This is a genomic window from Sediminibacillus massiliensis, from assembly GCF_900156915.1.
Taxonomy (GTDB): Bacteria; Bacillota; Bacilli; order Bacillales; family Amphibacillaceae; genus Sediminibacillus_A; species Sediminibacillus_A massiliensis.
On sequence record NZ_LT732535.1, the window covers coordinates 1,615,404 to 1,637,528 of the forward strand.

24 protein-coding genes are annotated in these 22,125 nt (G+C 40.2%); 6 read left to right on the top strand and 18 right to left on the bottom strand.

Annotation, left to right across the window (positions count from 1 at the left end):
- Nucleotides 1–23: 23 nt before the first annotated feature.
- From CZ434_RS08930 to CZ434_RS08965, 8 genes are all read right to left on the bottom strand, one after another.
- Nucleotides 24–869 (bottom strand): nucleotidyltransferase domain-containing protein, encoded by an 846-nt coding sequence (locus CZ434_RS08930; RefSeq protein WP_077622811.1) that lies wholly within the window; start codon nt 867–869, stop codon nt 24–26.
- Between the two features lie 358 nt (nt 870–1,227).
- Nucleotides 1,228–2,667 (bottom strand): D-xylose transporter XylE, encoded by a 1,440-nt coding sequence (gene xylE / locus CZ434_RS08935; protein WP_245830954.1) that lies wholly within the window; start codon nt 2,665–2,667, stop codon nt 1,228–1,230.
- Between the two features lie 101 nt (nt 2,668–2,768).
- Entirely contained in the window at nt 2,769–3,002 is a 234-nt protein-coding gene (locus CZ434_RS08940) for a hypothetical protein (protein WP_077622812.1), read from the bottom strand.
- A 58-nt stretch (nt 3,003–3,060) separates the two neighbouring features.
- Nucleotides 3,061–3,846: a class I SAM-dependent methyltransferase gene (locus tag CZ434_RS08945; protein WP_077622813.1), complete on the bottom strand. Its 786-nt coding sequence runs from the start codon at nt 3,844–3,846 to the stop codon at nt 3,061–3,063.
- 161 nt (nt 3,847–4,007) lie between these two features.
- On the bottom strand, nt 4,008–4,949 hold the full coding sequence (locus CZ434_RS08950; protein WP_077622814.1) for an aminoglycoside phosphotransferase family protein: 942 nt from the start codon (nt 4,947–4,949) through the stop codon (nt 4,008–4,010).
- Nucleotides 4,950–4,984: 35 nt separating this feature from the next.
- On the bottom strand, nt 4,985–6,373 hold the full coding sequence (locus CZ434_RS08955) for a bifunctional metallophosphatase/5'-nucleotidase (protein WP_077622815.1): 1,389 nt from the start codon (nt 6,371–6,373) through the stop codon (nt 4,985–4,987).
- A gap of 751 nt (nt 6,374–7,124) precedes the next feature.
- Entirely contained in the window at nt 7,125–7,304 is a 180-nt protein-coding gene (locus CZ434_RS08960; protein ID WP_077622816.1) for an H-type small acid-soluble spore protein, read from the bottom strand.
- Nucleotides 7,305–7,379: 75 nt separating this feature from the next.
- Nucleotides 7,380–7,943, bottom strand: coding sequence for a beta-class carbonic anhydrase (locus tag CZ434_RS08965; protein WP_077622817.1), 564 nt, complete (start codon nt 7,941–7,943; stop codon nt 7,380–7,382).
- Nucleotides 7,944–8,541: 598 nt separating this feature from the next.
- Here CZ434_RS08965 and CZ434_RS08970 point away from each other — a divergent pair.
- On the top strand, nt 8,542–10,032 hold the full coding sequence (locus tag CZ434_RS08970; protein WP_077622818.1) for a peptide MFS transporter: 1,491 nt from the start codon (nt 8,542–8,544) through the stop codon (nt 10,030–10,032).
- A gap of 92 nt (nt 10,033–10,124) precedes the next feature.
- Here CZ434_RS08970 and CZ434_RS08975 read toward each other — a convergent pair whose 3' ends face one another.
- Nucleotides 10,125–10,682 (bottom strand): TVP38/TMEM64 family protein, encoded by a 558-nt coding sequence (locus CZ434_RS08975; protein ID WP_077622819.1) that lies wholly within the window; start codon nt 10,680–10,682, stop codon nt 10,125–10,127.
- Nucleotides 10,683–10,918: 236 nt separating this feature from the next.
- Nucleotides 10,919–12,286, bottom strand: a complete 1,368-nt coding sequence (locus CZ434_RS08980) for a TrkH family potassium uptake protein (protein ID WP_077622820.1) — start codon at nt 12,284–12,286, stop codon at nt 10,919–10,921.
- Nucleotides 12,287–12,835: 549 nt separating this feature from the next.
- Between CZ434_RS08980 and CZ434_RS08985 the strand changes: the two genes are divergently transcribed.
- Nucleotides 12,836–13,795, top strand: a complete 960-nt coding sequence (locus CZ434_RS08985; RefSeq protein WP_077622821.1) for a LacI family DNA-binding transcriptional regulator — start codon at nt 12,836–12,838, stop codon at nt 13,793–13,795.
- Between the two features lie 16 nt (nt 13,796–13,811).
- Here the strand turns inward: CZ434_RS08985 and CZ434_RS08990 are convergent, their stop codons facing one another.
- Together CZ434_RS08990 and CZ434_RS08995 are read right to left on the bottom strand one after the other, a co-directional pair.
- Nucleotides 13,812–14,435 carry an NUDIX hydrolase gene (locus CZ434_RS08990; RefSeq protein ID WP_077622822.1) on the bottom strand — a complete coding sequence of 208 codons (624 nt, stop codon included), beginning with the start codon at nt 14,433–14,435 and terminating at the stop codon, nt 13,812–13,814.
- Nucleotides 14,436–14,505: 70 nt separating this feature from the next.
- Nucleotides 14,506–15,141 carry a FusB/FusC family EF-G-binding protein gene (locus CZ434_RS08995; protein WP_077622823.1) on the bottom strand — a complete coding sequence of 212 codons (636 nt, stop codon included), beginning with the start codon at nt 15,139–15,141 and terminating at the stop codon, nt 14,506–14,508.
- Between the two features lie 168 nt (nt 15,142–15,309).
- On the opposite strand from CZ434_RS08995, the gene CZ434_RS09000 reads away from it, so the two are divergent.
- Nucleotides 15,310–15,738, top strand: a complete 429-nt coding sequence (locus CZ434_RS09000) for a cell wall hydrolase (protein WP_077622824.1) — start codon at nt 15,310–15,312, stop codon at nt 15,736–15,738.
- 93 nt (nt 15,739–15,831) lie between these two features.
- On the opposite strand, the gene CZ434_RS09005 is transcribed toward CZ434_RS09000, so the two are convergent.
- Complete coding sequence (locus CZ434_RS09005) at nt 15,832–16,704, bottom strand: manganese catalase family protein (protein WP_077622825.1); 873 nt, start codon at nt 16,702–16,704, stop codon at nt 15,832–15,834.
- A gap of 285 nt (nt 16,705–16,989) precedes the next feature.
- A complete protein-coding gene (locus tag CZ434_RS09010; RefSeq protein ID WP_077622826.1) occupies nt 16,990–17,397 on the bottom strand; it encodes a VOC family protein in 408 nt (135 codons plus the stop codon).
- Nucleotides 17,398–17,527: 130 nt separating this feature from the next.
- Here CZ434_RS09010 and CZ434_RS09015 point away from each other — a divergent pair, with 130 nt between their 5' ends.
- Complete coding sequence (locus CZ434_RS09015) at nt 17,528–17,923, top strand: DUF1259 domain-containing protein (RefSeq protein ID WP_077622827.1); 396 nt, start codon at nt 17,528–17,530, stop codon at nt 17,921–17,923.
- Between the two features lie 48 nt (nt 17,924–17,971).
- On the opposite strand, the gene CZ434_RS09020 is transcribed toward CZ434_RS09015, so the two are convergent.
- Genes CZ434_RS09020 through CZ434_RS09030 form a run of 3 tightly spaced genes read right to left on the bottom strand, consistent with a single transcriptional unit; the run spans nt 17,972 to nt 19,114 of the window.
- The gene (locus CZ434_RS09020; protein ID WP_077622828.1) at nt 17,972–18,454 is read right to left on the bottom strand and encodes a small multi-drug export protein; all 483 of its coding nucleotides are present in this window, start codon (nt 18,452–18,454) and stop codon (nt 17,972–17,974) included.
- A gap of 2 nt (nt 18,455–18,456) precedes the next feature.
- Nucleotides 18,457–18,894, bottom strand: coding sequence for a hypothetical protein (locus CZ434_RS09025; protein ID WP_218668310.1), 438 nt, complete (start codon nt 18,892–18,894; stop codon nt 18,457–18,459).
- A gap of 19 nt (nt 18,895–18,913) precedes the next feature.
- The gene (locus CZ434_RS09030) at nt 18,914–19,114 is read right to left on the bottom strand and encodes a helix-turn-helix transcriptional regulator (RefSeq protein WP_077622830.1); all 201 of its coding nucleotides are present in this window, start codon (nt 19,112–19,114) and stop codon (nt 18,914–18,916) included.
- Nucleotides 19,115–19,372: 258 nt separating this feature from the next.
- Between CZ434_RS09030 and dacB the strand changes: the two genes are divergently transcribed.
- Both dacB and CZ434_RS09040 read left to right on the top strand, forming a co-directional pair.
- Entirely contained in the window at nt 19,373–20,917 is a 1,545-nt protein-coding gene (dacB, locus tag CZ434_RS09035) for a D-alanyl-D-alanine carboxypeptidase/D-alanyl-D-alanine endopeptidase (protein WP_077622831.1), read from the top strand.
- Between the two features lie 163 nt (nt 20,918–21,080).
- Nucleotides 21,081–21,275 (top strand): aspartyl-phosphate phosphatase Spo0E family protein, encoded by a 195-nt coding sequence (locus CZ434_RS09040; RefSeq protein WP_077622832.1) that lies wholly within the window; start codon nt 21,081–21,083, stop codon nt 21,273–21,275.
- A 508-nt stretch (nt 21,276–21,783) separates the two neighbouring features.
- Here the strand turns inward: CZ434_RS09040 and CZ434_RS22120 are convergent.
- On the bottom strand, nt 21,784–21,951 hold the full coding sequence (locus CZ434_RS22120; protein WP_179107133.1) for a hypothetical protein: 168 nt from the start codon (nt 21,949–21,951) through the stop codon (nt 21,784–21,786).
- Nucleotides 21,952–22,125: the final 174 nt, after the last annotated feature.

The window sequence follows — 22,125 nt, forward strand, 5'->3', positions numbered from 1 at the left end:
TCCTCTCCCTGGGCTTAGTAACATTAACAAAGTGGCAGGTGTAATTCCCTTTTAGGATTATAAACATCAAGCCAATTTTCTGTTTCCACTTTTAGCCAACTTCCAAAGCGGTTCAAGAATTCCACTATTTCTTCTGAATTTGACAAGGGGTTGATTGCGTTCCAAAGCGCCGTTCTCATCTCTTGCTCTTTTTCAGGATAATGCTTTGAAAATAGTTTATAGGCTGGGAATAAATCTCTTGTGTACGAATGTTCTTGTACAATGACAAGTGCACCGCCAGCCCTCACAATAATTCTCATGATCCATGAACAGCAATCCTTAATGTCCTCAATGTCGTCATTTCCCGTTAATTCCCGCTTGGCTTGATCAATAAGGGGCGATAAGTGAATGAGATGTTCATTCGCCAATGGGCTGTCGGGTTTATAATTAGGGAGCTTATTTATTAGGTTTTCACCATAAACGCAAATTCCATAGGTTTTTAGGATAAACGGAATCATGGAGCAATATTTTGACTCCTCGGCATCACTTAAAGGCAAGAATCCTAATTCAACACCATTTACAAAATGGAATTTTTGATCAATAAATTGTTCAGTCTCCTCCACCCAAGTAAGATCAATATTTCGAGGATTGGAATGGGTTACTATTATGACGTCTACATCTGATAAACCTTCTATGTCTAACCCTCTTGGCACAGAACCTCTTATATAAATACTGTGAATTTCATCTGGTAAAATGGAAAGACAACTTTCCTTTATTAGTCGGATTACTTCTCGAAATTTATTATCGATTTTCTCTGGAGCAGACTCGTTTATTATATAGCCTTTTTCGTCAATAGCGCATAAAGAGCCTATTTCTTTGATTTCAGTCATACTGTATTAAATGTCCTCATTTCTTTTCTGATGGTATATCCAACTCTCCGGAACCGAGTCTTCCAAAGCCCCGCCGTTTCTTTAAGGTTCCGGTCCGATATAAATGTTTTTAATGGAACAAGATTCTATATTTAGATAGGAATAAGCAGATAACATAATGGTATCATAGGTTTCAGTGTTTGGAAATAATTTCCCTTTGACCATCATCCCCTTAGTATCTTCATTTTACAGAGTTTGGATGGCTTCATAAGTGAAAACACGGAAAATTGCCCGCCAGCCGGATCCTCATAAAAAATAATGCAGGCGACACTTTCATGCCACCTGCATCCCGTCAACTACCCTCTCGTCCGCGGGTACTCTAACCGTGTTTACGACGGCCTTCTTTTCTGCCTCTCACTAATATCATTTCCAATTCTTCGAGTGATCTGCCTTTTGTTTCTGGGACAAGTTTCCAGACAAACAGCGCTGAAAGCACACTCATCAATCCATAGAAGGAATAAGTCAATCCACCACTATACTCCATCATCATCGGATAGGTGGAAGAAATAAAGTAATTAGCTGCCCATTGTGCAGCAACCGCTAGCGCTACGGCCTGGCCACGGATTTTATTAGGGAAAATCTCCGCCAATAACACCCAGACAACCGGCCCCCATGACATCATAAATGAGGCTGTATAAATGATGATAAATATCAACGTACCGATACCGATCACATTAGCAAATGCCATTCCGGCAACTCCGAACATTCCGACTGCCATTCCTATCGAGCCAATGATCAACAATGGTTTTCTGCCAAATTTGTCAACGGTTACAATCGCTACAACAGTGAAGACCACATTCACGAGACCCATTACAATCGTCTGAAACATGGACGCATCCCTCGCTGCTCCCATGCTTTCAAAAATCCTAGGAGCGTAATACAGGGCCACATTAATGCCCACGAATTGTTGAAAAATGGACAGCAATACCCCGATAACAATGATCTTTTTTCCAAAAGAAAACAGTTTTCCTTTTTGGGCATCAAATGAATTTTTGATTTCATACATTGTTGCTTTGGCCATTGTCTGGTCGTTCAACTTGGTCAATATGTTCATTGCTTTGTCGTCTTGTTTCTTTGAGATTAAGTATCTCGGTGTTTCTGGAACAGTGAATAAGAATACCAGGAATAATAGTGCCGGAATAGCCTCTGACAAGAACATATACCGCCATCCGATATCATTCACCCACTCAGTCGACTGTCCTCGTGCAATACCCCAATTTACAAAATAAACAACAAGCATTCCGAAAATAACCGCAAACTGATTTAATGAAACCAATCTTCCTCGCAAATGCGGAGGAGCAATCTCCCCGATATACATCGGCGCAACAGCTGAAGCAAGGCCTACTCCAATACCGCCAATGATTCTGTACAGGTTAAATGTTATCAACAATGCTATCGATGGCTCACCTTGCTGAAAGAATAAAAATTCAGGAAAGGCAGAACCGACGGCCGAAAATAGAAATAGTACGGCCGAAAGAACCAAGGAATATTTTCTTCCAATCCGGGTTGAAAAATAACCTGATAACAATCCACCAATAATACATCCAATCAGCGCACTCGAAACTGTAATTCCGTGCACTAGTGAACTCAAGTTCAAACTGTCGGCAAAGTAGGTTTGCAACGAGCCTTCTGCCCCTGATATAACCGCTGTGTCATAACCAAACAAGAGCCCGCCCAAAGTTGCTACTAGCGTTATTAATACAATGTAAAGGCTTTTATTATTGCTCATTTTAAGAGAAAGAGGACAATCCTCTTCCATACACTCTCCCTTCCTATCTGTAATCGTTTACAACATTTTATCATCTAACAACTTAGTTTGTCCAGCGACCAAACTAAGTTTAAATATAAAGAGAGCTTCCATTAAAGCTCTCCTTTTCGTGAAGACTTATCTTTTCGAAAATACTCTGATATTTGAATGACTCTGACATTTCCAGTATTAAGTTCATGATAGATTCCCCTGCTGTCACGAAAAGAAATATATTGGTCCCGTTCATTTTGGATTAAAGCCTCTGCAGCTTCCTGGGATTCCTCAAAAATAAATCTCCTGATATAGTGATGTTGATCAAAAAAGTATGTGACTTTGAATTCTTTCATTTCAAACCTCTCCTTGGTACAGTTTCTACCATTCACCTAGAAGAACCCTAAGGTAAAATCAAAAAGATTTCACCGCCTTAATAAGGATTGCTTCGCCTTGAAAGGTTTTTGGTTTACCATCCGCCTCGGTGATTCGGAATTTCTGTTTGTGTCGACTTTCAGCTTTTAAGAGATATTCTGCTAGAAATGCTTGAATATCATCGGAAAGATTCATCATCTGGCACCATTTGCTAAATGAAAATGTCTTTTCAAAGCGATACAATTCATTTATTTCAAAACTTTGTTCTTCTATTGACTTTATCCATTCTGATTTCTTCCATGCCCGTTGGTGACTATAATCCCTTTTCTTCTCTAAATAATTATAAAAATCGTCAAACTCCTGTTTCTCTGGTGCAACATTATCTATCAAAAAGAATTCTCCTTCCTTCTTCATTACTCGGTAGGATTCTTTTATAAATGCCGTTATGTCAGAGAAATGGTGTGCAGCAATCCTGCAGATTACGATGTCGAACGTCCGATCAGGAAACGGCAGTTTCTCCGCATCCCCCTTTACAAAATCCACATTATCATGGCCGTTACTTAAGACATGTCTTTCTGCTGCTTTCAATATTTCCTTCGTCAAGTCCAAAGCGACAACCTTTTGTGTCAAAGGCGCAAGGGCGTTAGCCACATGCCCGCCACCGGTTGCTATATCGAGCACCCGCTCTTCCCCATTGCAGTTCAAAATATCCAACAACTTCCTTAAATCTTTTCCTTGGGCATGGATCTTACTCGTTACATAATTATCGGCATTCCTGCCAAATTGCGCCTGTACATCATGTTTGACAGAATTTTCTTCAGGCATGGGCTTCCCCTTCTTTCTTCAGAAAATTGCTAAATACGCACAAATTTCTCATTATAAAAAGAACTTCATACCTCGAGAAGTTGTCAGAAAAGGTTAATCCAGCTGCATTTTGAGTGTTATGGCAAGTTTGTTGCATACTTACAGAGTGCATCGTATCGGACTCAACTTTCACACTCGTTGGAAGGATTCCATAAATCCCGCCCGAATTCGTCTCTGTACATTTCTTCAAAGACCCTGACTGCTTTAAAGAAGCTTTCTTCATATGTTCCTTTTTCATCATTTACTGTCCAGCATGTGCTCAATACCGTATGGCAAAATCCCCACATTAAAAGCCTTTCCCTACTCAAATCCAATTTATCAATAAAAATATCTATCCTGTTTTGTATGATAGAATAATAATCTTGTTCAGGTAACTTGTTCAACAAATACTGAATCAAATCATACTCTATTTCACCGACCAATCCTTTTGGATCGATTACCATCCAGTTGTCTTCCCCGCTGAGAAGGATATTATAATGATGATAATCCCCATGAAGGAGCCAATATGTCTCTATCGTTTTATTTAGATAATGAAATACTTGACAAGCTTTTTCCAACGTTGCTATAGGAAATGGACCAAGCCCTTCTGGATGTTCCTGCATTATTTGCCGCATCGAATTTTCCCTATCCTCAGTAGAAGGGAGGCCGGTGTGACTAGGTGATTTTTTCAGCATACCTTTTAGCACCCCTGCAGCAATAAAACAGGCATGTTCGTCATCTTCAAGGTCAACCAACATAGTCCCGGGGACCAGTTCTTCCAATATAAGCACTCCAGCTTCCCTATCAAAGTCTAGTACCTTCACCAACTTGGGTGACTGTAACAATTGAAGTGCTTCCAATTCATTTTCAAATTCCTTTCCCGGTATGGAAACTTTCACAACCACTCTCCTGCCGTCTCTCATGCGTGCTGGTGCTACATAATTGACGGACAGCTCATATGCTTTCTCCATTTTCAGTTCCCATTTTTCTTCGCAATAACTCAATAAATCCGGGATTTTCCGCAGCCAGGCTTCCCCTTCATTCGGAAAATATAACCTTATTGCTTCCTCAAACTGTTTCTGCATATTATACCTTCTTTCCGGAGGAGAGCTTGTTGGATTTATATACTTACTGGGCTTGTTTCAGACCAACGTTTTTCACATGCCCGTTTGATAAAATCCTTTTCTTCCGCATACATTCTGATAACATCACGTATTTCTTCGGGCCTGTAGAAAGCATCTTTATTTTCAGCAAGTGCCGGATAACCCGACCCGCGCTGTAAGTAGTCGGAACTGGCTACTTTATAGTATTTTTCTTCATCAATCGGTTGACCCTCAATCAAGATTTCTTTGACGGTCCCGCCATCATGACTGATCACCGCCCCGGACACATGCAGTCTTCCAGTAAATTTACCCCGGAATCCCGGTCCTCTCCCATCCCCAAGGCAAATCTGCTCATCGAGAGATTGTATGAGAGCCTCTTTCAGGTGTTTACCTTTCACATCAAAAGAAGTAGGATTCAGCGGGGAAGGACAAATTTCAATTAATTTCTTCTCTGAAACAAAGCCGAAAATACCTGCATTTACTATTCCACTGTTAATCAAGCCAAGGTCTGCTCCCATTAAATCCCGCAAACCGTCGGCAATTAAATTGGTTAATGGGTTTTCCTCTATTACGTCATGCCATAGCTGATGTTCCAACCGGTACAATGGACGGCTTAGATTTTCCACAGCTTTTTCTTTGTTCGTGTTCATTATTGCTTCAACTTTCGCATCCAAAGAATAGGACTCTGTAGCAATCATCTCTGAACCTGTCAGTTCCACATTTCCATTGGTAATTTTCAATTCCAAAATCCCCACATGCTCTCCGTAACATCCTGCACTGTTTATTATTGTGCCTTCGACTAGTTTAGGCTTGCTATACAGCTGATGATCATGGGCAGACAAGATGATATCGACACCATCCAGCTCCCTTGCCAATAATTCATCGTTCATCGTACCGACATGGTTCAGCAAGATGCAAATATCATAATCGTCACGATTCTTCTGGATTTCTGACTGGATTGCCTGTTTGTAAGAAGTCATATATACGCCCAGTCCTTCGTTGAATACATCCAAATCCGGAGAAGAGCCGGTAATAAAGACTCGGATACCATTTATTTCAATGATCTTGCTTGGGAGGACACCATTTATTTTTGTCTTATCATTACGCAGCAGGTTGTTGCTGATGAAGGGTACAGAACTGTTGATTGCCATGTGTTCGAGTATATCCACCCCATTAAACATCTCGTTATTACCGATTGTCAAACTACTGTATCCTGCATATTCGAGTAATTCGATGGCTGCCATCCCCTTGGTTCCCCGCAGTTCGATACTCTTAAAATCGACAAAATCACCCCCGTCAAGAAGAAGAGTGTGATCATCTTTCCAAGTTTTGATAACAGAAACTGCTCTTGAAAAATTTTCAAAATTGCTATGTAAGTCATTTGTATGAATGATTTTAAGTTTCATCACTTACCTCCGGAACTTTCATTATTTGATTGTTAACCATTTAGTCTGTGAAGACCAATTCCCCAAGCAAACCGACCTCTTTTGAGATGGAGAGTTGAGGGAAACTGCGAACTAGTGAAAATTTACTTAGTAAGACTTCCTCACATTCTGATGATAGTGAAGTGGATATACTCGCTGCGACAGAACACTTCGCTTTCCATGGGCACGGCCTCAGCCAGGGGACTACTTGAATACGCTTCCTTGTTCCCTTTGGGACTGCGATTATTCGCTCCCATCGAAGACCTTTGCTGTTCCCATAGGATAAGGAAAGCTACGACAGCATCGCTTCGCACGAAGAAAATTGGTTTGTATTTTCGAGGAGTTCTACGTGTTCTGCCTCCGCTGTTAGGGGGTTTCTGATTTTTGTTAGGGAGAACCATGTTAGACACTTTTCAGGATCACTTCTAACCTAAACAGAAAATCAATCACAGCTGAGGAAAAATGCGAGACTCCTGTGGGAAAGGAACAGTCTGAAGATCCCGCAGGGGCGGGTTTTGCACCGAGGAAGCTGAAGCGTTCCCCACGGAAAGCGAGTGTTTTTCCTCAGCGCCGGCTTTGCACTCAATCGGAAAAGGATGATAGGAAGTCACACTGAAGCTACGTCGCAATATACGGTTTTTACGTACATATCTTGTTTAATTTCTATATATATGAATAAAATTCCTGCAAAAGAAAAAAACACATACAGTTAACCTGCATGTGTTTTTTGTTCTTAATTTTCCTGTAACTCATCAATGGAGACTTGCTGGCGGTTATCTGGATCTTGCAAAGAGTAAACGTGTGCCGTCCCGCTTTGATCATCAATCCGTTGAATATAAATAGGATCTCCATGGTGAGTTACATTGATTAAGTCTGGAGACTCTTTAATCTCCATTGCCCTTTGTTTATCCACTGGCCATTCCTCCTTTAGATATAAGCTTATTATGAGGAAAAGCATGGATTATATAACAATCTGCTTCCAAAAATATTATTTTTCGTATCCATCCACAACTAAATCAAGCTTGCCTGTGTCCGGATCGATGACTAGACCATGTACAGGTACTTCGGCCGGCAGCAATGGGTGATTACGAATTTGTTCCACACTGTGCTGGACGCTGTCTTCTACATTGTCAAACCCTTGTAGGAACTTATCCAAATCAATACCGGAATATTGAATGGTCTTCAATGTGTCTTCGCTAATCCCACGTTGTTTTGCTTTTTCCAGCGTGTTTTCCGCTTTTAGGCTGGACATGCCACAATCATGATGGCCAACCACACAGATTTCATCTGCTTCCAATTCATAAACCGCTACAAGCAAGCTGCGCATAACGCTGCCGAAAGGGTGTGATATTAGAGCGCCAGCTGATTTGACTATTTTTGCATCCCCATTGCCAACATTCATTGCTTTTGGCAGGAGCTCCACCAGACGAGTGTCCATACAGGAAAGAATAACCACTCTCTTGTTTGGGAGTTTTCCTTTTTGATACTGTTCATACTCTTTCTTCTCCACAAATTCCTCATTGTGAGCCAAAATTTCATTTAATAATTTCATCGACTTTCACTCCTATCGCTATCAATATGTAAATTTTATCAACTAGTTATAATGTTACTAATTCCCTTCCAAAATGGCAAAACATTAACCACTTGTGAAACTGCGAACAATTAAGAAATATCTATGAAGGCCATTTCTTTTGTTAAACGATTGGCATATAAACAAATTAAGAAAATGATTGTGCAACATTGAATAAATATAAGAAAATGTAAAAATGGAAATCCTTCCATATCAGAGATTGAGCATCTATAAATGGCAAAGGCTTGGACTGGAATATAACTGAAACACGTCGTCCCCCAACTGAAGAGCGGGATCATAACGCGCTCAATATTTTAAAGAGAAAAAAATTAATGGTAAATAAGTAAAAAAGTACCAGTTTGATATTAAGAATAGTTGAAATTGCCTGAAAAGGCACCAGATTACGGAAAAATGACAAAATTCGACTTCCGTGAACTGGTGCTTTTTGCTTTTTCCAAATAGTGAAACCGCTTAATTATTTCTTTTTGCCTATACGACTGAAAATTACCACTATTTTTACTTTTGACATAGTTCGACAAATGGCCTAATATATTAAAGTACTTTTTAAAGGAGGTAGCTTATGGCTAACATAAATAAACAGAAAATTGTGGACAGCGTACCTCAAAAAGGATTTTTCGGACATCCAAAAGGGTTATTTACGCTATTTTTCACTGAATTCTGGGAACGTTTCTCTTATTATGGCATGAGAGCCATCCTGGTTTTCTACATGTATTATGAAGTCTCACAAGGTGGTCTTGGTCTTCCAGAAAGCACTGCTTTAGCAATTATGTCAATATACGGATCTCTTGTGTATATGTCAGGTATTATCGGAGGCTGGCTTGCAGATAGAATTCTCGGAACTTCGAAAGCATTATTGTATGGCGGAATACTTATTATGTTCGGTCATATTGCGCTTGCAATTCCGGGAAGTATCAGTATGTTCTTCGTTTCAATGGTACTCATCGTTCTCGGTACTGGTCTATTGAAACCGAACGTTTCCACTATGGTTGGAGAAATTTACAGCGAAAAAGACCAACGGAGAGACGCTGGTTTCAGTATTTTCTACATGGGAATCAATCTTGGTGGTTTCCTTGCTCCGTTGATAGTCGGAACTTTAGGTACGGAAGTGAATTTCCACTTAGGCTTTGGAATTGCTGCTGTAGGAATGTTTTTCGGATTAATGGTTTATATATTCACAAGAGGGAAAAACTTAGGTCTTGCCGGAACTTATGTACGTAATCCATTATCACCTGAAGAAAAGAAAAAAACATTCAAATGGATCGGGCTTGCTGCATTAGTTGTCGTTGTATTGATAGCAGTGACGATACCATTAGGTTTATTGACTATTGCTACATTTGTTGGATTGGTCGGAATTCTGGGAATCGTCATCCCAATTATTTACTTTGTTGTAATGTACCGCAGTCCAAAAACAACAGCAACTGAACGTTCACGCATTATAGCATATATTCCATTGTTTATAGCCTCTGTAATGTTCTGGGCTATCCAGGAACAAGGCTCTACTATTCTTGCTAACTATGCAGATCAGCGTACACAGTTGGAATTTCTGGGGATTTCCATTTCTCCTGCATGGTTCCAGTCACTTAATCCTTTGTTCATCATTTTTCTAGCACCTGTTTTCGCATGGATGTGGGTTAAGTTAGGTGATCGTCAGCCATCTGTGCCTAAGAAATTCTCCTTAGGTTTATTGTTTGCAGGATTGTCATTCATAGTAATCCTTGTACCAGGAATGCTTAGTGGAGGAGCACTCGTGAGTCCACTGTGGCTGGTTTTGAGCTATTTCATTGTTGTTCTTGGTGAACTGTGCTTGTCACCAGTAGGATTGTCGGCAACAACAAAACTAGCCCCAGCGGCTTTCTCGGCTCAGACAATGAGCTTGTGGTTCTTGTCAAACGCTGCCGCCCAGGCAATCAATGCACAGATAGTCCGCTTTTATACACCAGAAACAGAGACGCTCTATTTCGGTATCATCGGTGTTACGGCACTCGTGCTAAGTCTTGTTCTATTCTTGATCTCACCGAAGATACAGCACAAAATGAAAGGTGTCAAATAACAAGTACGCCTATATGAAAAAAAGGGTTTTTCTTAAGGTCAATACACCTTAGGAAAAGCCCTTTTTATTATTCACTTCTTTTTTTGGATTAATTAACCCTTTTTACTCTCCATTCTCTGGTTATGAATCTTCCCTAAAAGAGCATATAACAATATGAGTATGATCGAAAATATAATAGATAAGTACCATGGACTTTTTGAAATTGCTTCACCGAAAGCGGTATAAAGCACAGCAGGCATGATAACTCCCAGCAAGGAATAATACATGTATCCTTTGAACGTTTTCGTCATTTCCATCAGGTAGAGAGAAAGTAAATGGAAATGGATAAAAGGCATGATTCTTAAAACCATCACCTGGCTCACCGAAACAGTTCGGTCATGGAAAACTTTTTCTTTCAACCGCCCGATTCCCTGACGAAATTTCGGAAAGACATTTACGATTCTATAAAACACGAGACTCATCAGCGACAGACCGATAAAAGACAAAATAGCTCCTTCTACAAAACCAAAAAACACTCCACCTGCAATGCAGACGACGATAACCGGGAGAAAAAGAAATGGCCGCAATAAATGGATAAGGATAAATAACACCGGGGCCAGCCAGCCGGCACTTTCTATTAAAGATTGCATTGAATTGTTAACATTCTCCAAGATATCCCCCCTAACCTTATAATCCAGGTATCAGTTAACAACTAATGAAGGATATATCAAAACAAATCCGATTGCAACAATACAACATTTTCTAGATGTATATTTTGCCAAGTTGTCCAATGATATGGTTATTTAATACTACGTAATACTGAATAAAATGTTCCTATTCTAACACCTAATTTTTATTATTTATAAAAAACCTTTGCCTGGTGGTTAAACAGACAAAGGTTTTTGCATCATCCGATAATCACTTTTTCATTTGGATAATGATAGAGGTCCTTCGTTGCACTTCCCCTCATTAAGAAGAGGAAAGAAAAAATCCCTATCCTTCCTACAAACATCAGAAAGATAATGACGGATTTACCTAATGTACTCAACTCCGGTGTTATCCCCATCGAAAGCCCGGTGGTACCGAATGCGGAACACACCTCAAATGTAATTTCCATTATGGGAAATGGCTCTACATAACTTAGAAATATGATAGCCGTCATACAAAGCATGGAAGCAGTAGTGATAACAATAAACGACCGTAAAACGTCCTGTTGATCCAACTCTCTGTCAAACACTTTTATGCTTGTGTTGCCTTTAGCAAAATTGTAGATGGTCATTAACATGATCGCAAAAGTGGTCGTTCTGATTCCGCCTCCCACACTACTTGGTGAGGCACCAATAAACATTAATATACAGATAACGATTAAAGTCGGAGTAGAGAACTCATTTACATCCATCGTAGCAAGGCCTCCGTTCCTGGTCGTAACAGATTGAAACAGACTGTAAAAAATCTGTTCATGCCATGTTTTATCGGCTAAAAAGCCATTTTGTTCCATAAGCAAAATCAACAGCCACCCCGCTAGAATTAGTGCAAAGAAAGTGATGGTGGTCAATTTTGTAAACAGCGAAAATGTATATTTGTGATTTAAATTCCGCTTCTTGCCACTCAGTAATTCCTGTACTTCAATCAAAACAGGAAAGCCGATTGCCCCGAGAGTCAACAGGGTGATATTGACAAACTGGACAAAGTAATCATCAGCAAACGGCACAAGCGATGCCCCCGTTATATCAAAACCGGCATTGGTCGTCGCACTGACCGCTCCGAAGTACCCCTGTAACAGGGCTTCCTGCCATGTATCGTAATAATTCAAGAAATGGACTGTCAGAATCACAGTACCAACTAGCTCTATCAGGAGAATGATTTTCAAAATTTGCAGCATCAACCGGACAAGGCCCGATAAAGTTGATCGGTTCTGATCAATTTGAATCAGCTGCCTTCCCCTTATCCCAACTTTTTTGCCAAGGACTATCCAAATAAAAGTACCTAACGTCATAATGCCGATCCCACCGAACTGAAGTACAAATGTCAATGCGATCTTTCCAAAGAAATTAAATGTATCTGGAGTCGACACGACAGTAAGCCCGGTCACACTGATTGCACTAACGGCTGTGAATAACAAATCGATGAAAGACATGTCATGGCCCGGGTTGTGGAAAAAAGGGATGCCAAGCAGGCTCATCGAAAACATCACAGCTATGAAATAAAACAGCACGATTAAACGAATTGTGGACAAATGGGTAACTTCTTTGATAAGCTTCGAAAAAATATTCATATGTATCCCCTTATCTGTGCATCCAAAATATCGAATCTCCATTAATATACTACAAAATCTCGAAAACTAATATGTTGTTTCAACGTCTCTTTCGCAGTTTTTCTATATTAGCATAAGTAGATTCCACTTGTGAAGCATCAATTGTATAAAGCTATAGTGACCAAGAATCCTTTCTCGTTTAAGATTTACATAAACCTGTATAGCCACAATATCCATAAACTACGACATAACTTTTTTGTGACTTCCTTCCATTCTTTTCGGATTGAGTGGTAGTCCAGCGCTGCGGAAAAATACTCGCTTTCCGTAGCGTCGGGTTAGCACTTAACCTGTAAAGGATTACAGAAAGTTTCTCTAAGGTGAATTTTCACTATGTCGCAGTTTGCCTCTGCTGTGAAGCAAAAATTATTATAAAAAGAAAGGGATAGCAAGGTTTTTCTGGGTGGTTAATGACTCTTTGCATGATGGATGTGAGAGGAAATGGTATGATGAATCTTATATAAGTAGTTTTGACACCTGCACGATTGGTAAGCAGTCAAGAAAGGTGATAGTATGACAAATATAAGGGATTTGGCTAAAATTGCCGGTGTTTCGGTAACGACTGTGTCCCGCGTCCTGAACAATCACCCATACGTGAGCCAGGAGAAAAAGGATGCCGTATCAAGAGCAATCAAAGAAAGCAATTATCATAAAAATATCAACGCAGTCCATTTAAGCAAAGGGCGGACAAACCTTATCGGAGTAGCGGTGCCCTTTTCCGACCACCCATATTTTGGTCTATTGTTAAAAGGAATCGCCAACGAATCGCTAAAGAACAATTATAAACTTGTACTGTTTCAAACCAATTATGAAGAAACAAGAGAATTGGAAGCATTGGAAATGCTGAAACAGAAACAAATCGATTCACTGATCATCTGTTCTAGAATCTGTGATTGGAAAGTGGTAGAAGATTATCTTACCTCAGGTCCTATTGTCCTTTGTGAAAAAACAATCGGCGATCAAGTTTCATCGACTTATATAGATCACTATAAGAGTTTTAGTGATGCACTCAACTATTTATTCCAAAAAGGCCACAGGAAAATCGGGTACTGTATCGGCCGCCGTTCGGGAACAAACAGTAAAGACCGGCACAAGGCATATCGCCATTTTTTAAAAGAGCGCCAGCTATGCTACCGCCCTGAATACGTTTTTGACCAATGTTTGCACTTTGAGGATGGTTCGGAAGTCATAAACAAAATGAAACAACTCCAAGAGCCTCCAACCGCACTTCTGGTGACAAGTGATCAGGTGGCGGCAGGAATAGCGGCTTGCTCCAAAAATGAAGGGATAGCCATTCCGGAGAATCTCGCTCTAGTCGGTTTCAATAACGAGCCGATTGCCCAAATGATGAATATTACGACGGTTGAAATCCCGCTGGTAGAAATGGGTATAAATTTGCTGCGTCAAGCGGTTAACAAAGCAATAACCCGCAAAGAAATTGACGTCACACTGATTGAAAGAGAGTCTGTCTGAACCTTAGGCAGACTCTCTATTTCTGTTTAAGCTCCTTTTCGATCAACAGAGCAACTCGATTGAAATAGGAACTCTGATGCGGCACGATGTCCTTTATGCTAATTTCCTTTGCAAAAAAATTCTGTTCGCCAAGTTCGGTGATGTCAAATCCCTCCAAAGTTATCTTCTCTTTTTTCTTAAAACAAAGATGAAAGAAATCGATAAATGGAGTCTGGGAAATTCCCGCCACTTCTTCTTTTTGCAGAAGAAAGCTATCCATTTTACCTTCCATCCAGTACAAAAACACATGTGCTCGTTCTTTGTCTATAAACCCATTGCTGCTAATAATGTCTTCCACGACTCCCAGATCAGTCAGATGCTCTATTGGAACATCTATTCCCAGTTCTTCCTTTATTTCTCTAACGCCGTCTTGAATAGTTTCTTCAGCAAGGATATGCCCTGCAGCAGTGATATCAAATAAATCCGGAAAGTCTTTTTTAAGATGGCTTCTCTTTTGTAAGTATATGTAATCAATCCCATTTTCCCTGCTGACAAACCAGCAATGAAATGTTTCATGCCAATAGCCTTCCCTGTGTACTGTATCTCGATCGGCAGTTCCTATTTTTTTGCCTGACTGATCCAAAATTTCAAGGTATTCCATTGTTGTTCCACCCCTCTATTAATGAAGAAGAAACCAATCCTCTTATTAGAAGATCGGTTTCTCATCCTCCCTATTTTATACGATTGAGAAATTCGTCCATCTTTTTCAAATTGGTGATATTTTGATTGCACGTTTCGCTGTTTCTGCATATATGGCTTCCTCTTTTTACATAGGTTCCATTACCTGTCCCTTTTTCTTCTGAAACAAACAACCCTACCTCTTCATTTCCGTTACATAGTGTACAAATGCCTTTTTGATTCGAATTTGTGAAAGAACCTTTCACACCAATCAAGGTTCCAAAATGAGGGGCTACGATGAATTTCTTGCTTGATCCTTTATCAATCCAGCTTAGATAGGTTGTCTCTTTAAAATCTATGTTTTCCAAACGTGGGGTTTTCAATTTTTTTGTCTTAGGAAACAACTTATGAATAGTGTTTTCTGAGATGTCTGGAAATGGAATGACATGGGACTTGATCCGCGCCAAGAACAAGACAGCATCTTCTTTATCCTGTATGTTTGTAATTCCGTTCAAAACTTCTTTTTGCTCTTCTTGCAATCCATCGAACTGGCTGGTCACTTTTTCTATCGCCAAGGACTCGAGGGTCTTCAATACATCAAAGTCATTTACAGAAGCATGTCCGTTCACTAGGTACTGCACCTGTTCTTTTATGAAATTATATTGATGAGTCTGTATAAACGGCTCCATTCTTTCACTCCTAACTGTATGTATGCTTCGCCAATCTGTTGGCCAGGCAAATAATATTCCCATTCTATTATATATGAAGTAACCAAACTAACACCACACCCATTAGGCCAGGTGGCCGTTTTACCAATCAAGCATATATTAATGGATAGAGAGTTTGGGGGTGGAATAATGGCAGTTGTTAAGGCAACCGATGCAGATATTAGTTTATTGGCAAGGTTGATGCGTGCAGAAGCAGAGAGTGAAGGCAAACAAGGGATGTTGATGGTCGGCAATGTAGGCATTAATCGAATTAGGGCAAACTGCTCTGACTTCGTGGGACTGAGAACGATTCGGGACATGATTTATCAAGAACATGCCTTCGAAGCTGTTCAAAAAGGATATTTTTATCAAAGGGCAAGAGAAAGTGAAAAAAGACTGGCGCGCCGCGCGGTTCAAGGAGAAAGACTGTGGCCGGCAAAGTTTTCTCTCTGGTATTTCCGTCCAGAGGGGGAATGCCCGCCAACATGGTATGACCAGCCATTGGTTGGTCGGTATAAACAGCACTGCTTCTATGAACCTACTGCGGAAGAATGCGAGAACGTCTACAATATATTCTAACAAATATGCTGTGAATGCTACGCTATACGCAGCATTTCTTCCACATGGCCCAGGAATGAAAAATCCCTCCATACCATGGCATGGAGGGATGGGTTACATGTTATTTTGTGGAGGTGTCCCGTGTATATAGGATGGTGCTGGCATAAGTTTTGGTTTTTGCCCCATTGGTTCCGGTTTTTCCTGATATTCAAACTGACCTTGACCATCAATACTTTTTCCGCTGGCCCACCGACCGCCATGGCTTTCTGTTCCTTCTGAAAAATTCATGAACGTATAGGAGACTTCCTGTTTTTCTAAATCTTGCGGGAAAGTACTTGGAACAACCGGCTTTTGAGTCTGTTCGATATCTTCAATGGCAGCCATCCATTGATTTTGATGCATCGTATCTCGCGCAATCAAGAAGGACAACATGTCGCGTACACCATTATCAGTTGTCATTTCATATAAGCGGGCAACTTGCAGTCTTCCCTGTGATTCAGCATTAAGGTTGGCCCTGAAATCAGCAAGAAGGTTTCCACTGGCAATCGTGTATCGGGAATTCCATGGGTAGCCGACGCTGTCAACTGCTTGTGCACCAAGTCCTGATACAATCCCATGCTGGGGGTTCATCCCACTCAAAACGGTCTGGATAATTTGATCCTGGAGATCCGCATTCCCGCCCATCGCTGAATTCAAGACTGGATTTTCTGCTGCATTCATTTGATCTCTTACCGGAGCATTATCCAACAGCTGAGCGATCATAGTGGAAATCATTTCGACATGAGCAATTTCCTCCGTTCCAATATCAAGCAGCATATCACGGTATTTCATATCAGCTCTGCAGTTCCATCCCTGAAATAGATATTGCATCATAACAGTGATTTCGCCGAACTGTCCCCCCAAGATTTCCTGCAGCTTTTTGGCGTAGACTGGGTCCGGACGATCCGGCTTGGCATTGTATTGCAATTCCTTCACATGGTAAAACATGCTATTCCTCCTTTTAAGTTAAAGCTGACGGTAGTTTGCCCTAATGAAGGAAGAATATTTAATCTCCAAATAACAATGACCACGGAAGTGAACCGTCGATTACTGTTGAAGGAAAGGAGGATAATGCCTGATTTGTGAGCTCGCCCCAGCTCCATATTTAACTCTTCACGTTCAATGTTTAAGCTTCCGCTCACCGTTTTATGGGGAAAACTTCTGATTTCACCCATACGAAAACTTTATACAGCTGGAAGAACTGCTTTTCACCAAGGTTTTGCTTAGATTCTCTTAAGTCAGTTCAACTAGATTAAGCTGCCAAGTCACCCCGAACTTATCCTGGACCCAGCCAAATTTTCTACTGAAAGGATATTCAGCCAAAGGCATTAAGACGATGCCATCCACTGAGAGTTTTTCAAATGCCCAGTCGATCTCATCTTCTGTGTCGCAAGTGACAAATAAAGAAATCCCGGGAGTAAAACCGAATTCATGTCCGACGCTGCTGTCTATGCACATTATTTCCTGCCCTTTAACCGTAAAGGCAGCCTGCATCACGGATCCCTCAACCCCTGCTTCATCTGGTCCATACTTTGATATATAGATGACTTCCGCATCATTAAAAGCCTCTACATAATGCTCCATTGCTTCCTCTGCCGTGCCTGAGAACATAAGAAACGGATGTACTTTTTGTTTATCCATAAAACATAACTCCTTCTCTTATTTCCTGTTTGTTCCATCATATCATACTCCAAAAAGGCAATGGTTGGATGTTTCAGTTTTCATGAGAAAGGCAAAAGCACTAATATCAGATTAAAAGGAGTGTAACAAGATGAGCACTAATATCAATGAATTGGCAAAAAATTTTGGGGACATTCTAAATGCCGAGCCGGAAGTCGAAAACGGAATGTGCGAAGTTGAAATTGAGAGAGATTTGGATGTAACTGTTCAAGGAAGGCCATTTAAAAGTGAATTAAGTATGGAAATTCACTTTGAGTCTCTTGAAGATGACGGCACCGCTTTAAATCATGCTGAAATTGTCGTTCTTCCAGAAGAAATACCCGAATTCACGCGGACCCTCGGCAAAAATGATCTGACGGTGACAGCCCTTCACAATCACTGGTTATTCGCGGAACCGAGCATAAAGTATTTACATGTACAATCCGTGGAAAAGCCGGAAGAGTTTGCGCAGAAACTTGCTGAATCCATTAAAGTTCTAAAAAAGTAAATTTTTTTATAAAAGCGGGAACGCTAAACTAGCTGTCCCCGCTTTATATTACTTTTCGAGAAGGTCTGTCAAAAACCCACTATCTTCTAAGTCACCTATGAAAAAGTCTACTCCATATACAGAAGCAATCCCTAAGACAAGTGTCCAAAATACCAAGCTCACCGAAATCCAAACAAAGGTCCTTCTTTTCGAACCACCGAAAGTGAGTGCCAGCAATACAGATAAATGACTCCCGACAAAGAATGGACCAATCAATGTCAAACCTGGCAATCCGTATTTGTTCCATATCGTTTTTGCCCTTTTGCTTCTTTTCGATTCACGGTTACCGCCATCCTTTTTCCCAGTTCTCCATTTTCTGATCTTATCTACAAACAGAATCAGCAGGCTGATAGTTAAATAGTTTCCAAGAAAAGCAAATACCATCACCGGAACAGCCGGTAATCCTCCCACAATAGCGATTGGAATGATTGCCATTATCTCAAAAAAAGGAGTTGCTGCCAGTAAAAAAATGATCAGATATGTCAAAAACATGCTCATCCGTCCCCCTCAAGCTCCAGCTTACGAATTTCAGACCAGTAGATGAAATATTGCAAAGCTCCAATCGATAAAAGCAGCCAGATCGGGAAGTATGGAATGATGTCCTGAAGGCTTATTGCCAGAACCATCCCGACAGGAATAGCAAAACAATAAAAAATGTAAACCTTTCTGCAAGCCTTGAAAGTCACCCACTGCATTCCTTCATCTTCTTCTCTCAATTCATATGGAATATAAGTGTGTAATTTTATTCTCTTCTCGGGATTCCTCTTGTTGTGATGCTTCATCAACGCATAGTAACCAGCTATAAACAAAAGCAGGGGAAACAACACCCAGTTGCCGTTATCGAGCCACCCTTCATGAAAACTAACCAGCAATACCCCAAGCAAAGCCAATATAATCACTGAAATAAATGGTGACTTCAAAAATCTTTCCAATCTCATCTCCTCATCCTTTCTATTCATCCTCGAGCCAGAAGACCTCTTCCAATGGCAGTCCAAAAGTTTGGGAGATTTTCAATCCTAGTGTGATCGATGGTTGATAATCCCCTTTTTCTATGAGTCCGATTGTCTGCCTGGTCACTCCAATACGCTTTCCAAGGTCTGTTTGTGATAATTGGTCGCGTGCCCTCAACTCTCTCACACGATTATGTAACATAAAAACAGTCCCTTCGTATTAAATACAAGTATAATGTAAAACAAACCTTACATAATGTCAACCTTATTTAACATATTGTTATAAATGGTTTACATTGTATCAAATCGCAATTAGTATAAATCTTGGAATCAAACATAGGAATAAAGACACCATACTAAAGGAAAAGATTCATTTTCCTTTAGGTACGTGGCATTAATTTCCATAATAAACACCCATCAGCGCAAAGTTTCATGTATTATTTAAATATTCAAATAATTTATGGATGGAGGATGTGAAACTTTGAAAAATTTTAGAAAGACCTTTCTGCTTGTTTTTATCATTACAGTTCTTGCTTTTCTACCACTTACAGAACAAATACAGCAAGTATCTCTCAATGCTTCAGATGAATTAACAGCGGAGAGTGTTAACCAAAAAGCCGATTTGTCGGCACAAATCAACGAAATTTTGAGCATAGAGCAACTGGATGGAAGTATTGCAGGAGTTAGCGTCAGGGATGCGGTTACAGGTGAGGTTTTGTACGATAAGAATGGAGATACCAGACTCCACCCCGCTTCCAATATGAAGCTCTTGACTAGTACTGCGGCTCTGGAAACCTTAGGTAAAGAGTATCGGTTTTCAACAGAGGTTTTGACGGACGGAAATCAAAAAGGGAAAGTTCTGCATGGAAATCTCTATCTAAAAGGAAAAGGAGATCCGACATTACTTGAGAAGGATTTGGATCAGTTTGCAGAGGATTTAAAAAAGCAAGGCATAAAAAAAATCAAAGGGGATTTAATCGGTGACGACACTTGGTATGATGATGTACGTTTATCTTTAGATTTAAATTGGTCTGATGAACCTTACTATACTGGCGCCCAAGTATCTGCATTGACACTTTCTCCTGATACCGATTATGATGCAGGAACTGTCATTGTAGAAGTCCTTCCTGCTGACAAAGAAGGCGAACCCGCCCAGGTGCGAATGACACCCGAGAACGAATACATAACGATTGTTAACAAATCAAAGATGGTTGCAGCAGACCAGTCAAAAGACATATCGATTGAAAGAGAACATGGAAGCAACAATATCGTTATCGAAGGTACAATGCCTATCGACGGTTCAGCATCCAAGTCATGGTCTACTGTCTGGGAACCTACGGGTTATGCGGTAGATGTCTTTAAAAAGTCACTGGAGGACGAAGGAATTAAGTTTATCGGCCAATCAGATACAATCACCGCTTCGACTCCGGAAAAAGCAAAATTGCTGACATCTAAACATTCAATGACATTAGAAGAATTGCTTGTCCCATTTATGAAATTAAGCAATAACGGACATGGCGAAGTATTAACAAAAGAGATGGGAAAGGTAGTCCATGGGGAAGGAAGCTGGGATAAAGGAATTGAAGTAATTGAAGACACAATGACCGATTTAGGGGTTAATCCAGACACCATTTTACTCCGTGACGGTTCAGGCATGTCACACAAAAATTATATTCCCGCCAATGACCTCTCTCAATTATTGTTTGCAGTTCAGCAAAAAGAGTGGTACCCGGCATTCGAATATTCCCTGCCGGTAGCTGGAGAATCGGAGAGGTTTACAGGAGGCACATTACGTTCCCGGATGAAAGAAGATCCAGTAAAAGGGAATGTCCTTGCTAAAACCGGCTCGCTAACAAGTGTTTCTGCCCTGTCAGGATACGTTCACTCCCAGCATGGCGAAAAATTCATTTTCTCCGTGATGATTAATAACTATCTTGGATCAAGTGGAGGAATCAGAGACGTGGAAGACAGGATAGCAACAGTTCTTGCCAAACATGAGTTTTAACATTTTTCAAAAGAAGCCGTTCCGCTAATTGATGCGGAACGGCTTCTTTTATTGGATTCCTAATCTTCTTCATGAAAATTTTACAAAATTGTAATATTAAGCAGATGTAAATTATGTTAAATTGGTAAATGTGACTGAAAAACTCGTTTTGGGAGGGACAAAAATGGAAACTGTCGAATATTTTAAAACGGAAATTGAAGAGTTGAGGCTGCAAATGTACGATGCCTATGCAGAAGATCCTACTGGCAATCGAGTATTGACTATCTCTCAAAAGCTTGACAAGGTAATTAACAAAGTACAGAAAATGAAAGTAAATGATAAGATACATTTTAACAAAAAAGATATCTATTCCTGGTAATATAAAGAATAAACAGCCACTATACAGACGTCCTTACTTAGCTTCCTCATCTGCCGTCATTTCAGAGTCCTCTACTAGATATGCTGAATGCAATGGTTTATCGGAATTTACAGAAAAGTTGTTATCAACTAAGTACCATGTGTCGGAAGATAAGTACCGTGAAATACATACCCCGAACATACCAAAATGTAGTCAATGCCACTAAACTGATTCTCGCAAACATCGAGGCATCAACTTTATATGCAATGAATTCCTGTGCTTCCACGGCAAATACACGGCAACACTGTCATTAATACTTAAATAGATAATAAATATGTATTTTTTTAACTGGGACGTCTTTCCAATCATTTTATATAATACGTACTTTAAAAGCCAGGCGTTACTGCTCTGCTTTTACCCAAAGTAAAAAAATGGGATAGAATGGTGTGCCCAACTTAATATTCGGAAGTAGTGATTGATGGATAACTATTTTCAACCGCCATATTGAACTGATACATTTTACTCTCAATCATAACTCTTGTTTTTTTCTATCTTCCATTAATGAGTAAATAAATGTTAGTATGAACCCAGCACCCAGGCCGATGAATATACCTACACCTGGATTGTCCAGTGCCATCCCGATACCCAGGCCAATGAACAATCCACCAGGAATGATAAAGCTGCTTTTCTTATTCAAATTGACAACCCCCACTTTATAGAAATTTCTCTCTTTTTAAACTTATCATAATTTGCCGAAAGAAAGAACAGTCTTGAGATGGACATTGCAATAGAAAATGTCACCATTTGCCTGCAATAGTAACGACACAAAATAGATAAACTACGCCATATTGGAGTGTGGCTTCCTATCATC

What these genes read in the sequence shown, in the direction of transcription:
- CZ434_RS08930 (WP_077622811.1), bottom strand. Translation starts at nt 869, where the DNA reads ATGACTGAAATCAAAGAAATAGGCTCTTTATGCGCTATTGACGAAAAA.
- xylE (WP_245830954.1), bottom strand. Translation starts at nt 2,667, where the DNA reads ATGGAAGAGGATTGTCCTCTTTCTCTTAAAATGAGCAATAATAAAAGC.
- CZ434_RS08940 (WP_077622812.1), bottom strand. Translation starts at nt 3,002, where the DNA reads ATGAAAGAATTCAAAGTCACATACTTTTTTGATCAACATCACTATATC.
- CZ434_RS08945 (WP_077622813.1), bottom strand. Translation starts at nt 3,846, where the DNA reads ATGCCTGAAGAAAATTCTGTCAAACATGATGTACAGGCGCAATTTGGC.
- CZ434_RS08950 (WP_077622814.1), bottom strand. Translation starts at nt 4,949, where the DNA reads ATGCAGAAACAGTTTGAGGAAGCAATAAGGTTATATTTTCCGAATGAA.
- CZ434_RS08955 (WP_077622815.1), bottom strand. Translation starts at nt 6,373, where the DNA reads ATGAAACTTAAAATCATTCATACAAATGACTTACATAGCAATTTTGAA.
- CZ434_RS08965 (WP_077622817.1), bottom strand. Translation starts at nt 7,943, where the DNA reads ATGAAATTATTAAATGAAATTTTGGCTCACAATGAGGAATTTGTGGAG.
- CZ434_RS08970 (WP_077622818.1), top strand. Translation starts at nt 8,542, where the DNA reads ATGGCTAACATAAATAAACAGAAAATTGTGGACAGCGTACCTCAAAAA.
- CZ434_RS08980 (WP_077622820.1), bottom strand. Translation starts at nt 12,286, where the DNA reads ATGAATATTTTTTCGAAGCTTATCAAAGAAGTTACCCATTTGTCCACA.
- CZ434_RS08985 (WP_077622821.1), top strand. Translation starts at nt 12,836, where the DNA reads ATGACAAATATAAGGGATTTGGCTAAAATTGCCGGTGTTTCGGTAACG.
- CZ434_RS08990 (WP_077622822.1), bottom strand. Translation starts at nt 14,435, where the DNA reads ATGGAATACCTTGAAATTTTGGATCAGTCAGGCAAAAAAATAGGAACT.
- CZ434_RS08995 (WP_077622823.1), bottom strand. Translation starts at nt 15,141, where the DNA reads ATGGAGCCGTTTATACAGACTCATCAATATAATTTCATAAAAGAACAG.
- CZ434_RS09000 (WP_077622824.1), top strand. Translation starts at nt 15,310, where the DNA reads ATGGCAGTTGTTAAGGCAACCGATGCAGATATTAGTTTATTGGCAAGG.
- CZ434_RS09005 (WP_077622825.1), bottom strand. Translation starts at nt 16,704, where the DNA reads ATGTTTTACCATGTGAAGGAATTGCAATACAATGCCAAGCCGGATCGT.
- CZ434_RS09010 (WP_077622826.1), bottom strand. Translation starts at nt 17,397, where the DNA reads ATGGATAAACAAAAAGTACATCCGTTTCTTATGTTCTCAGGCACGGCA.
- CZ434_RS09015 (WP_077622827.1), top strand. Translation starts at nt 17,528, where the DNA reads ATGAGCACTAATATCAATGAATTGGCAAAAAATTTTGGGGACATTCTA.
- CZ434_RS09020 (WP_077622828.1), bottom strand. Translation starts at nt 18,454, where the DNA reads ATGTTTTTGACATATCTGATCATTTTTTTACTGGCAGCAACTCCTTTT.
- CZ434_RS09030 (WP_077622830.1), bottom strand. Translation starts at nt 19,114, where the DNA reads ATGTTACATAATCGTGTGAGAGAGTTGAGGGCACGCGACCAATTATCA.
- dacB (WP_077622831.1), top strand. Translation starts at nt 19,373, where the DNA reads ATGGATGGAGGATGTGAAACTTTGAAAAATTTTAGAAAGACCTTTCTG.
- CZ434_RS09040 (WP_077622832.1), top strand. Translation starts at nt 21,081, where the DNA reads ATGGAAACTGTCGAATATTTTAAAACGGAAATTGAAGAGTTGAGGCTG.